The following is a 12209-nucleotide window of genomic DNA, read 5'->3' on the forward strand; positions in this document are numbered from 1 at the left end:
AAGATCGAGCGTAGAAGCCATGAACCAAGCGTACGAACCGCTGCAACTGCACGTTCCCGAACCATCGGGTCGTCCTGGCTGCAAAACCGACTTCTCCTACCTGCGTCTGACCGACGCCGGCACGGTGCGCAAACCCCCAATCGACGTTGAACCGGCCGACACCGCTGATCTGGCCAAAGGCCTGATTCGCGTGCTCGATAACGAGGGCAATGCCCTCGGCCCATGGGCTGAAGGCGTACCGGCCGAGATCCTGCGTAAAGGCATGCGCGCCATGCTCAAGACGCGGATCTATGACAACCGCATGGTGGTCGCCCAGCGCCAGAAAAAAATGTCGTTCTACATGCAGAGCCTTGGCGAAGAAGCCATCGGCAGCGGCCAGGCCCTGGCATTGAACGTCGATGACATGTGCTTTCCGACGTACCGCCAGCAAAGCATTCTGATGGCGCGAGACGTGCCGCTGGTGGACCTGATCTGCCAACTGCTGTCCAACGAGCGCGATCCGCTCAAGGGACGTCAGCTGCCGATCATGTATTCGGTCAAAGACTTCGGTTTCTTCACCATTTCCGGCAACCTCGCCACTCAGTTCGTACAAGGCGTGGGCTGGGGCATGGCCTCGGCGATCAAGGGCGACACCAAAATCGCCTCGGCCTGGATCGGCGACGGCGCTACCGCTGAATCCGACTTTCACACCGCCCTCACCTTCGCCCACGTTTACCGTGCGCCAGTGATCCTCAACGTGGTCAACAACCAATGGGCGATCTCCACATTCCAGGCGATTGCCGGTGGTGAAGCCACTACGTTCGCCGGTCGTGGCGTCGGTTGCGGCATTGCCTCCCTGCGGGTCGATGGCAACGATTTCGTCGCGGTCTACGCCGCCTCTGCCTGGGCCGCCGAACGTGCGCGCCGTAACCTCGGCCCGACCATGATCGAATGGGTCACCTACCGCGCCGGTCCGCACTCCACTTCTGATGATCCGTCCAAATACCGTCCTGCCGACGACTGGAGCTACTTCCCGCTGGGCGACCCGATCGCGCGCCTGAAGCAGCACCTGGTGAAAATCGGTCAGTGGTCCGAAGAGGAACACGTCGCCGTCAGCGCCGAACTGGAAGCCGAAGTGATCGCCGCGCAAAAAGAAGCCGAGCAGTACGGCACCCTCGCCGGCGGCCAGATTCCGAGCGCCGCGACCATGTTCGAAGACGTCTATAAAGAGATGCCGGAGCACTTGAAGCGCCAGCGTCAAGAGTTGGGGATCTGACATGAACGATCACAACAACAAAATCGAGTTGGAAACCGCCATGACCACAACCACCATGACCATGATCCAGGCCCTGCGCTCGGCCATGGATGTGATGCTTGAGCGTGACGACAACGTCGTGGTGTTCGGCCAGGACGTGGGCTACTTCGGCGGCGTGTTCCGTTGCACCGAAGGCTTGCAGAACAAGTATGGCACCTCCCGGGTGTTCGACGCGCCGATCTCCGAAAGCGGCATCGTCGGCGTCGCCGTCGGCATGGGCGCCTACGGTCTGCGGCCAGTGGCCGAGATCCAGTTCGCCGATTACGTGTACCCGGCGTCGGACCAGATCATTTCCGAAGCCGCCCGCCTGCGTTATCGCTCGGCCGGCGAGTTCACCGCCCCGATGACCCTGCGCATGCCTTGCGGCGGCGGCATCTACGGCGGCCAGACGCACAGCCAGAGCATCGAAGCGATGTTCACCCAGGTCTGCGGTTTGCGCACGGTCATGCCGTCCAACCCTTACGACGCCAAAGGCTTGTTGATCGCCTCCATCGAAAACGATGACCCGGTGATCTTCCTCGAGCCAAAACGCCTGTACAACGGCCCGTTCGACGGTCACCACGAACGTCCGGTAACCCCGTGGTCGAAACACCCGGCCGCGCAAGTGCCGGACGGTTACTACACCGTGCCGCTGGACGTCGCCGCCATCACCCGTCCGGGCAAGGACGTGACCATCCTGACTTACGGCACCACCGTTTACGTGTCGCAAGTGGCGGCTGAAGAAACCGGTATCGATGCTGAAGTCATCGATCTGCGCAGCCTGTGGCCGCTGGACCTGGACACCATCGTCAAGTCGGTGAAGAAAACCGGCCGTTGCGTGATCGTTCACGAAGCGACCCGCACCTGCGGTTTCGGCGCCGAACTGGTCGCCCTGGTGCAAGAGCACTGCTTCCACTACCTGGAAGCGCCTATCGAGCGCGTCACCGGTTGGGACACCCCCTACCCGCACGCACAAGAGTGGGCGTATTTCCCTGGTCCGTCCCGGGTGGGCGCGGCTTTGCATCGGGTTATGGAGGTCTGAATGGGCACGCACGTTATTAAAATGCCGGACATTGGTGAAGGCATTGCAGAAGTTGAATTGTCGGTATGGCACGTCAAAGTCGGCGACATGGTCGTCGAAGATCAGGTTCTCGCCGATGTCATGACTGACAAGGCGATGGTCGATATCCCGTCGCCGGTGAACGGCAAGGTGATTGCGCTGGGTGGTGTGCCCGGCGAAGTCATGGCGGTTGGCAGCATCCTGATCAGCATTGAAGTCGAAGGCGCGGGCAACGTTAAAGAGTCGGCTCAGCCTGCACCTGTTAAAGAAGCACAGGTTGCGGCGCCGAAAGTTGCCGCCGCTGTTGAAAGCAAACCGGTCGCTGCTGTAGCGCCACGAGCTGCCGTATGCCAAGGCCCGATGGTTGCTCGCGAAGCCGATGAGCGTCCGCTGGCCTCCCCGGCCGTGCGCAAACATGCGCTGGACCTCGGCATCCAGTTGCGTCTGGTGCGTGGCACCGGCCCTGCCGGTCGGGTGTTGCACGAAGACCTCGACGCCTATCTGGCTCAGGGTCAGCAGCCGCAATCCACCGCTGCCGCCGCTTACGCCCAGCGTAACGACGAAGAACAAATCCCGGTCATCGGCATGCGCCGCAAGATTGCCCAGCGCATGCAGGACGCCACTCAGCGCGCCGCTCACTTCAGTTACGTCGAGGAAATCGACGTCACCGCCGTGGAAGAACTGCGCGCTCACCTGAACGAAAAACACGGCGCGACCCGTGGCAAGCTGACCTTGCTGCCGTTCCTGGTCCGCGCTCTGGTTGTTGCCCTGCGCGACTTCCCGCAGATCAACGCCCGTTACGACGACGAAGCCCAAGTCATCACGCGCCTCGGCGCGGTGCACGTGGGCATCGCCACCCAAGCCGACATCGGTTTGATGGTGCCGGTGGTCCGTCACGCCGAAACCCGCAGTCTGTGGGACAGCGCTCAGGAAATTTCTCGCCTCGCTACCGCTGCCCGCACTGGCAAGGCCAGCCGCGATGAGCTGTCCGGCTCGACCATCACCCTGACCAGCCTCGGCGCCTTGGGCGGTATCGTCAGCACCCCGGTGTTGAACCTGCCGGAAGTGGCGATCGTCGGCGTCAACAAAATCGTCGACCGCCCGATGGTCGTCAAAGGCCAGATCGTGATTCGCAAGATGATGAACCTCTCCAGCTCCTTCGATCACCGTGTGGTCGATGGCATGGACGCGGCGCAATTCATCCAGGCCATCCGTGGCTTGCTCGAACAACCCGCCACCCTGTTTGTGGAGTAGGTCATGCAACAGACTTTGAACACCACGCTATTGATCATTGGCGGCGGCCCCGGCGGTTATGTGACGGCGATTCGTGCCGGTCAGTTGGGCATCTCGACCATTCTGGTGGAAGGCGAATCCCTGGGCGGTACTTGCCTGAATATCGGCTGCATTCCGTCCAAGGCGTTGATCCACGTCGCCGAACAGTTTCACCAGACGCAACACCACAGCCAGCACTCGGCGTTGGGCATCAGCGTGTCGGCGCCGACGCTCGATATCAGCAAGAGTGTTGAATGGAAGGACGGCATCGTTGATCGCCTGACCACGGGCGTTTCGGCGCTGCTGAAAAAGAACAAAATCCAGGTTATTCAAGGCTTTGCGAAAGTTATTGATGGTAAAACCGTAGAAGTCGGCGACACGCGTATTCAGTGCGAACACCTGGTGCTGGCCACCGGCTCGAAAAGCGTGAACCTGCCAATGCTGCCGATTGGCGGGCCGATCATCTCCTCCACCGAAGCCCTGGCGCCGACGTCCGTGCCGAAACGGCTGATCGTGGTCGGTGGCGGTTACATCGGTCTGGAGCTGGGGATTGCCTATCGCAAGCTCGGTGCCGAGGTCAGCGTGGTCGAGGCCCAGGATCGCATCCTGCCGGCCTACGATGCCGAACTGACGCAGCCTGTGCATGACGAACTGAAAAAGCTCGGCATAAAGCTTTACTTGAAGCACAGCGTCCAAGGCTTTGATTCTGTTAGCAATACATTGCAAGTTCTTGACCCGGACGGTGACACCTTGAACCTGGAAACCGATCAGGTGCTGGTGGCCGTTGGCCGCAAACCGAACACCCAAGGCTGGAACCTCGAAGGTTTGAACCTGGACATGAACGGCTCGGCGATCAAGATCGACAACCGCTGCCAGACCAGCATGCGCAACGTGTATGCCATCGGCGACCTGAGCGGCGAACCAATGCTCGCGCACCGGGCCATGGCCCAGGGCGAGATGGTGGCCGAACTGATCAGCGGTAAATCCCGCGAGTTCAACCCGACTGCCATCGCCGCCGTGTGCTTTACCGACCCGGAACTGGTCGTTGTCGGCAAGACCCCGGACGACGTCAAGGCGGCGGGTCTGGACTGCATCGTTTCCAGCTTCCCGTTTGCGGCCAATGGCCGGGCGATGACGCTGGAATCGAAAAGTGGCTTCGTGCGGGTCGTGGCGCGGCGTGACAATCATGTGATTGTCGGCTGGCAGGCGGTCGGCGTGGGCGTGTCGGAATTGTCGACGGCGTTCGGTCAGAGCCTGGAAATGGGCGCACGACTGGAAGACATTGCCGGCACCATCCATGCGCATCCGACCTTGGGCGAAGCTGTACAGGAAGCGGCGTTGCGCGCGCTTGGCCACGCGTTGCACCTCTAAAGACGCACACCAAACCCTGTAGCAGCTGTCGAGCAACGCGAGGCAGCTGCTACATCGGGTGCATCGATGGTCGCAGAGATTGAATTCCGGCTGCGAAACGGGCCCGGAATGAAGTATTGTTGTCCCCATCCAGAAAAACGTCAGAAGCCTTGAACCGTTTCGGCGGTTGTTAAGTGATAGAGGGTGTCATGGGTAACGAAAGCATCAATTGGGACAAGTTGGGTTTTGACTACATCAAGACAGACAAGCGCTATCTGTCGCACTGGCGTAATGGCGAGTGGGACAAAGGCACCCTGACCGAAGACAATGTGCTGCACATCAGCGAAGGTTCCACTGCCCTTCACTATGGCCAGCAATGCTTCGAAGGGCTGAAGGCCTATCGCTGCAAGGACGGTTCGATCAACCTGTTCCGCCCGGACCAGAACGCCGCACGCATGCAACGCAGCTGCGCGCGCCTGCTGATGCCACAGGTGTCCACCGAACAGTTCGTCGAAGCGTGTAAGGAAGTGGTCCGCGCCAACGAGCGTTTCATCCCGCCTTACGGCACCGGCGGCGCGCTGTACCTGCGCCCGTTCGTGATCGGCGTGGGTGATAACATCGGCGTGCGTACCGCCCCCGAGTTCATCTTCTCGATTTTCTGCATTCCGGTCGGTGCCTATTTCAAGGGCGGCCTGACCCCGCACAACTTCCTGATCTCCAGCTACGACCGCGCCGCGCCACAAGGCACCGGTGCAGCCAAGGTCGGTGGTAACTACGCGGCCAGCCTGATGCCAGGTTCCCAGGCCAAGAAAGCCCACTTCGCCGACTGCATCTACCTGGACCCGATGACCCACACCAAAATCGAAGAAGTCGGTTCGGCCAACTTCTTCGGGATCACCCACGACAACAAGTTCGTGACCCCGAACTCGCCGTCGGTCCTGCCGGGCATCACCCGTCTGTCGTTGATTGAACTGGCAAAATCGCGTCTGGGCCTGGAAGTGATCGAAGGCGACGTGTTCATCGACAAGCTCTCCGACTTCAAGGAAGCCGGCGCTTGCGGTACTGCTGCGGTGATCACACCAATCGGCGGCATCAGCTACAACGACCACCTGCACGTGTTCCATAGCGAAACCGACGTCGGCCCGGTCACCCAGAAGCTCTACAAAGAGCTGACGGGCGTACAGACCGGCGACATCGAAGCGCCAGCGGGTTGGATCGTCAAGGTTTGATTTGACGGGGCCTGGGCCCAAGCGGCATATAACCCACCCATCGCTTTGGCGATGGGTGGGTTTTTATTGCCAAAAGAAAGGCAATTCAGGGTCCGTACCCACTCCATAGCTCACTTGTTAAACTCACCCATTTTTCAGAGCCGTAAGGCTAAGGGCTGCGCCGTGAATTTAGAAACTTTGACGATGCATTGGAAGTCGGAAGTTTCAAACAAGAAAAAACCGGGAAGTCGCATCGGCCTGATAACCAACATTATTAAACGAACCAGAAAGAACAACACGCTCAGGTACTTGTTTGTATTTAGACTTGCGCAGTATTTAAATGCTCGAAAAGGTTTGTTCCACGTTTATGCGAAACGATTGGAAAGGAAGATCAATCTAAAGTACGGGGTTGATATAAGTATTGATGCCAAAATAGGGCCCGGCTTTCGTATCGGCCATTTGCCTGGGATCGTCATCACTGGCCATGTTCAGATCGGCCGAAATTTCTTTATCCGTCAAAACACCACCATTGGCATAAAAACCATGGGGTTACCTGAATATGAACTCAAGATCGGTGATAACGTAAGTATTGGGGCAAATAGTTGCATCATCGCCGACACCCTCTCAATTGGCGATAACGTTACTATCGGGGCCATGTCCTTCGTCAATAAAAACATTCCTGAAGGCGCTACTTTTTATAACGCCCGATAATTTTGAGAACCTGCTGGTGTGTGCTCATCCTCAGCAATGCGGGCAAACAACCACTCCACAAACACCCGTGTCTGCGCCGTCACGTCCGGCGCAACACCGTAGTAATAACGCGGCAACGGCATCCGCAATTCGGGCAGTGGGCACATCAGGCGACCGCTCGAGAGGTGGGTGCCCAGCAAAGAGGTCGGGCACAAGGCAATGCCCTGTCCTTCCACAGCGGCCTCAAGCACCAAATGCATGTGGTCAAACTGGCGTGTGACCTGAGTGGCTGACTGGCCTTGCCCAAAATGCAGGGCCCAATTGTGCCAGTCTTCGCGACGCGCCTTGGCGGTCAGTAACGTGTGCTGGCTCAGGGACGCGAGGTCTTCAAGGGCCATGCGCTCGATCAGCGAGGGTGCCGCGACCAGCAACAGTTCGTCTTCGAAAAGCACTCGAGCCTCTATCGCCGGCGCCCAGTCGTCACGACCACGGCGAATGACGATGTCGAACCCGTCGCGTGCATGATCCGGTGCCTGGGTTTGGGTAATCACTTGCGGTTTGATGTCCGGGTGCCGCGCAATGAAATCCTCCAGCCTGGGCATCAGCCAAAGCATCGCAAAGGACGGACGGACATTGATCTTCACGGTTGGCAGCGAGGCATGTTGCTTGAGCGCAGCGGCGGCGTTGGCGATCTGCGCCAGCCCGGCGCTGACCTGCTCATAAAAACGCTGGCCGGCCGGCGTCAGCACCGATTGACGGACACGCCGCTCGAACAACAGCACGCCCAGGTGTTCCTCAAGCAATTTGATATGCCGGCTGACGGCACTGTGACTGACATGCAGCTCTTCGGCCGCCAGGCTGAAACTCTGATGGCGAGCAGCAACGGCGAAGGCGCGAACAGCATTAAGTGGGGGGAGTTGATTTGTCATGCGTCTAATTTAGTCACATATGCAGCGCATTTAAAGCGTTTGTCACGCTCACGTCGCCACGCCAATCTGCCCGCACGCAGCCTGCGCCAACTGACGGAGCAAGACATGAACAGCTACGGACTCTTTCTGCTTTTCGCCACCTTGACCATTTTGAGTCCAGGGCCTGGCGTGGTCCTGACCCTGTCCAACGCAGTACGCCACGGCTGGACGGGGGCCGTGCCGGGCATTCTGGGGATCGCATCGGGAGCGTTTATCGTCGCCGCCATTAGCGCCACCAGTGTCGGCCTGATCCTCAGCACCTCCGCGAACGCCTTCACCGCATTGAAATATGCCGGGGCGGCCTATCTGTTGTACCTGGGTTACAAAAGCTGGGGTTCGGATCGTTTAAGCTCGTTGCTTGAAACACGCCCCTCAAGCCCGGGCTATCGCTTCCTTGAAGCGGCTTCGCTCCAGTTTTTGAACCCCAAGGCTGTGTTTTTCTTTCTGGCGGTGTTTCCGCAATTCATCGACACCTCGGCGCACTTCTCCACCCAGTTCTTCAAGTTGGTGGCCTCCTACGCCGTACTGGTGATTCTGGTGCATGGCAGCTATGCCTTGCTCGCCAATGCTGCCAAAGGCTGGTTGTCCAGCTCGAAGGGTTCCTGGCTGGCGGCGAAAGTCTCGGGCGTGACGTTCGCCGGTTTCGGCGTGCTGATGGCCTCGGCCAGTCGCTAAGGCGCAGAACTGGCGATCGCGCGGCGTCTGGTCTCGGTGGACGCGGGTTGTGCTGCCGATAGCTGAACCGGCAGTTCAACGGCAAACCGACTGCTGAGTTCCCAGTCCTATGAAGCCACCGCCGGGCTGATCGGCATCAATTCCCGGGACAGTTGTTGGCGTTGAGTATTGCCAGCGCCACATTGAGGGAGATTCTGGCAATGAAACCTGCGCTAGACCAATTGGAATGGCACTACCGCCCTTCTCTCAACGGCCGCATTCCGCTCTTCAGCGATTGCCCCTGAGGCATCAAGCGTTGCGATACTCGACGGTCAAGTGAGACAACTCATGAACCGGCGCCAGACGTTCGCGAACGTTGTCGGCACTCACTCCCGCTGCCGCCACTACGCTGACAATCGCTGCCCGCGCCTCAGGCCCGACCTGCCAGACGTGAAGGTCGCTGATGTGCACGTCACCCGACGACTCCAGCAGTTCACGAATTTCAGCGGCCACGTGCTCATCGGTGGTGTCGAGCAGCACCGCAACACTGGTGCGCATCAGGCCATAGGCCCACTTGGCGATGACAATGGCGCCGACGATGCCCATCACCGGGTCCAGCCAGACCCAACCGAGGTAACGGCCGGCCAGCAAAGCGGCAATGGCCAGCACCGAAGTCAAGGCGTCGGCGAGCACATGGACATACGCTGAGCGCAGGTTGTTGTCGTGATGGTGGTGATGTCCGTGGCCATGATCATGGCCGTGATGCCCATGATTGCCCGCCAGCAAAAACGCACTGACGATGTTTACCGCGAGCCCCACCACCGCAATCATCGTCGCCTCCGAAAAGGCCACGGTGGTCGGCTGAAACAGTCGCAAGATGGATTCACCGGCGATACCGAGCGACACCAGCCCCAACACCATGGCCGAGGCAAAACCGGCCAGGTCACCGACCTTGCCGGTACCGAAGCTGTAACGGGCATTGTTGGCATTGCGTCGGGCAAAACCGTACGCCGCCGCCGCAATGCCCAAGGCACCGGCATGGGTCGCCATGTGAAAACCATCGGCCAGCAGTGCCATGGAGCCGGTGATGTAACCGGCAGTAATCTCGCCAATCATCATGACGAAGGTCAGCGCCACCACCCACAAAGTGCGGCGGGCGTTTTCATCATGGGAGGCGGCGAGAAACATGTGGTCGTGAGAAAAATTCGAAGCTTGCGGCGTTTGTGTCATGTGTCCGGATCTCTATTTCGAGTAACGGCGAATGGCTTGCAGCAACTCTTCCAGGCCTTCGGCGCGCTCTTCGTCGCTGAGGCCAGGACGTGCGACATGTTCACGGGCGTGGGCGTCGATGAACTGATCCATCAAACCGTTAACCGCACCGCGGACAGCCGCAACCAGATGCAAGGTCTTCGCACAATCGGCGTCGGACTCAAGCGCCCGCTCTATGGCCTGCACCTGACCTGAAATGCGCCGAACCCGGTTGAGCAAGTCATCTTTGTGTTCGTGGATGTGCGCCATACCTATACCCCCTACCCCTATATGGCGCACATAGTCACTGATCCCGGTAGAACTGGCAAGACGACAATCAGCGAGGGTCTATCGAAACCCCGCTAAAAAATCCGCATCCGTAACAGTCACGCCAGTCGCTGCACAACAAAATCGATAAAGGCTTTCAACTTGGGCAGTGATTTGCGCGAGCGTGGATACACCATCTGTACCGGCTTGGGCGGCGGCGCGTAGGCGTCCAGGATCCGCACGAGTTCGCCTTTGGCCAAGGCGGCTGACACCAGGAAGTCGGGCTGCATCAAAATCCCCTCTCCGGCCACGGCGGCCTGCAGCAGAACTTGGCCGTCATTGCTTTTCAGCACCGCCCCTTCAGGCCAGGGAACCTCGCTGGCGCCGTTTTTCAAAGGCCAGGCAAACCGGTTGTTCCAGGACGTGTGGGTGAGGATTCTGTGTCGGTGCAGGTCCTCGGGGGATTGGGGTTCCTGCCATTGCTCCAGATACCGGGGCGATGCGCAGATCACCATTCGATACGGTGGCAATGGTTTGGCCAGCAGGTTCACGCCGATCAGTTCGGAAATCCTGAACGCCAGATCGAATGACGTTTCGTACAGGTCCACCACTTCGTTGCTCAGAATCAGCTCGACCTGGATCTGCGGATAACACTGCATGAACTCCGACACCAGAGGACCGACCAATGCCACGCCGAGGGTCATCGGCGCGGTGATTCGCAACAGGCCGCTGGGCTCCGGGCTCGACGCCTCCACCCGGCTGAACGCGTACTTCACCTGCTCCAGCGCCCGCTTGGCTTCTTCATAAAACAACTGCCCTTCGCCGGTGATGGACTGGCGTCGCGTGGTGCGTTGAATCAGTTTGGTATTGAGGGTTTTCTCCAGGCTCTGGATATGCCGTCCCACCATGACCGCCGACATCCCGACTTCACTGGCCGCATCGGCGAAGCTACCCGCCTCGACCACGGCGACGAAAACTTCCATTTGCCTGAGTTTGCTCATGACCATGCCTTGTGAAGGGAGGAACGGAACGCTTGATTAAGTACATCAGGTTAAAGGAGTAATAACCGGCAATGCGTTTATCACGAAGGGCTTTCTCCCTAGAGTCACTTAATTAAAGTGAACAACGAGGCTCCATTGATGCAAACCCTACTACTGGACACGTCACTGAGTTCTTTTGCGCGGGCAGACCTTCTGCTAGGCCCCACGCCCATTCAACGCGCCGAACGCCTCGAACAACTGCTGGGCTTGAAGTCGCAGGGAATCGGCCTGTTTCTCAAGCGCGACGATCATATGCTGATTGGCGGTGGCGGTAACAAACTGCGCAAACTCGAATTCCATATCGGCGCAGCGCTGGCGGCCGGAGTCGACACGGTGATCACCGTGGGCGGCATTCAGTCCAACCATGCGCGCCTGACCGCCGCGGTGTGTTCTCGCCTGGACCTTGCCTGCGAACTGATCCTGACCCGCGCGGTTCCCAAAACCGATGTGGATTACGAACTCAACGGCAACGTTCTACTCGACCAATTGTTTGGCGCAAACCTACAGGTGCTTGCCGGTGGCAGCGCCTCACTCGCCGTGGCCGAAACACGGGCCACGCAACTTCGGGATTCGGGGCGCAATGTGCTGGTGATTCCCACGGGTGGTTCAACACCGCTGGGCAGTCTCGGTTATGCGCGTTGCGCGGCGGAGATCGCGCAACAGGAGACGGAACTCGGCCTCACCTTCAATCAAGTCGTAGTGCCCAACGGCAGCGCCGGTACCCACGCCGGGCTCGCGGCGGGCTTCCAGTTGCTGGGCCGAGGCACCTCGATCGTCAAGTCCTATTCGGTTTTGTCCGATCAAGACACGTCAGCGGCCAGAACCCGGCAATTGACCCAGGACGCACTGGCGCTGTTGGGCAGTAGCGCCATTGTGCAGGCTGAAGAGATCGCCATCGACGGCAGTCAGTTGGGCGACGGTTACGGCCTGCCGACGCCAGCCATGCAGGAAGCCGTGCGCCTGATGGCCCGCGCCGAAGGCCTGTTGATCGACCCGGTGTACTCCGGCAAAGCGTTTGCCGGTCTGTTGGCCGATCTCAGGCAAGGACGCTTCCGTTCCGGGGACAATGTGCTGTTTGTGATGACCGGTGGAACACCGGGTCTTTATGCCTACAGGGAAACCTTTCAGTCTTAGCGGTTAATCGTGGCGGGGCAGCACTTCCAGTAGTTCATAGAGTTT

Annotated in this window: 12 protein-coding genes and 1 pseudogene; 9 read left to right on the forward strand and 4 right to left on the reverse strand. The window is 59.3% G+C overall.

All coding sequences use genetic code 11. The annotated features are described in order from the left end of the window. The first annotated feature begins 19 nt into the window (after positions 1 to 19). The 6 genes from ABH912_RS07005 (at position 20) to ABH912_RS07030 (ending at position 6874) form a co-directional block, all read left to right on the forward strand. Complete coding sequence (locus ABH912_RS07005) at positions 20 to 1255, forward strand: 3-methyl-2-oxobutanoate dehydrogenase (2-methylpropanoyl-transferring) subunit alpha (protein WP_033054501.1); 1236 nt, start codon at positions 20 to 22, stop codon at positions 1253 to 1255. Between the two features lies 1 nt (position 1256). Beyond that, a complete protein-coding gene (locus ABH912_RS07010; RefSeq protein ID WP_033054499.1) occupies positions 1257 to 2315 on the forward strand; it encodes an alpha-ketoacid dehydrogenase subunit beta in 1059 nt (352 codons plus the stop codon). Next, positions 2316 to 3587, forward strand: a complete 1272-nt coding sequence (locus ABH912_RS07015) for a dihydrolipoamide acetyltransferase family protein (RefSeq protein ID WP_429510186.1) — start codon at positions 2316 to 2318, stop codon at positions 3585 to 3587. It begins immediately after the preceding gene. Positions 3588 to 3590: 3 nt separating this feature from the next. Next, positions 3591 to 4976, forward strand: a complete 1386-nt coding sequence (gene lpdA / locus ABH912_RS07020) for a dihydrolipoyl dehydrogenase (protein ID WP_033054495.1) — start codon at positions 3591 to 3593, stop codon at positions 4974 to 4976. Positions 4977 to 5164: 188 nt separating this feature from the next. Beyond that, positions 5165 to 6184 carry a branched-chain amino acid aminotransferase gene (locus ABH912_RS07025; RefSeq protein ID WP_429510187.1) on the forward strand — a complete coding sequence of 340 codons (1020 nt, stop codon included), beginning with the start codon at positions 5165 to 5167 and terminating at the stop codon, positions 6182 to 6184. Between the two features lie 162 nt (positions 6185 to 6346). Then, entirely contained in the window at positions 6347 to 6874 is a 528-nt protein-coding gene (locus ABH912_RS07030) for a serine acetyltransferase (RefSeq protein ID WP_033055193.1), read from the forward strand. Here the strand turns inward: ABH912_RS07030 and ABH912_RS07035 are convergent. Continuing rightward, the gene (locus ABH912_RS07035) at positions 6859 to 7782 is read right to left on the reverse strand and encodes a LysR substrate-binding domain-containing protein (protein WP_429510188.1); all 924 of its coding nucleotides are present in this window, start codon (positions 7780 to 7782) and stop codon (positions 6859 to 6861) included. The two genes, ABH912_RS07030 and ABH912_RS07035, sit on opposite strands and share 16 nt — an antisense overlap. A 105-nt stretch (positions 7783 to 7887) precedes the next feature. Between ABH912_RS07035 and ABH912_RS07040 the strand changes: the two genes are divergently transcribed. After that, complete coding sequence (locus ABH912_RS07040) at positions 7888 to 8496, forward strand: LysE family translocator (RefSeq protein WP_429510189.1); 609 nt, start codon at positions 7888 to 7890, stop codon at positions 8494 to 8496. A 125-nt stretch (positions 8497 to 8621) separates the two neighbouring features. Continuing rightward, positions 8622 to 8780, forward strand: a pseudogene (locus ABH912_RS07045) (cytochrome P450); the annotation flags it as partial. A gap of 4 nt (positions 8781 to 8784) precedes the next feature. Here ABH912_RS07045 and dmeF read toward each other — a convergent pair. The 3 genes from dmeF to ABH912_RS07060 all read right to left on the reverse strand — a co-directional run bounded on the left by dmeF (position 8785) and on the right by ABH912_RS07060 (position 10991). Further along, complete coding sequence (dmeF, locus tag ABH912_RS07050; protein ID WP_429510190.1) at positions 8785 to 9705, reverse strand: CDF family Co(II)/Ni(II) efflux transporter DmeF; 921 nt, start codon at positions 9703 to 9705, stop codon at positions 8785 to 8787. A 12-nt stretch (positions 9706 to 9717) separates the two neighbouring features. Next, on the reverse strand, positions 9718 to 9993 hold the full coding sequence (locus ABH912_RS07055) for a metal/formaldehyde-sensitive transcriptional repressor (RefSeq protein ID WP_033054491.1): 276 nt from the start codon (positions 9991 to 9993) through the stop codon (positions 9718 to 9720). Between the two features lie 116 nt (positions 9994 to 10109). Next, the gene (locus ABH912_RS07060; protein WP_429510191.1) at positions 10110 to 10991 is read right to left on the reverse strand and encodes a LysR substrate-binding domain-containing protein; all 882 of its coding nucleotides are present in this window, start codon (positions 10989 to 10991) and stop codon (positions 10110 to 10112) included. Positions 10992 to 11129: 138 nt separating this feature from the next. On the opposite strand from ABH912_RS07060, the gene ABH912_RS07065 reads away from it, so the two are divergent. Beyond that, positions 11130 to 12164, forward strand: coding sequence for a D-cysteine desulfhydrase family protein (locus ABH912_RS07065; RefSeq protein WP_429510192.1), 1035 nt, complete (start codon positions 11130 to 11132; stop codon positions 12162 to 12164). The last annotated feature ends 45 nt before the right edge of the window (positions 12165 to 12209 follow it).

Source organism: Pseudomonas sp. BT76 TE3572 (genome assembly GCF_050435365.1).
GTDB lineage: Bacteria > Pseudomonadota > Gammaproteobacteria > Pseudomonadales > Pseudomonadaceae > Aquipseudomonas > Aquipseudomonas fluorescens_W.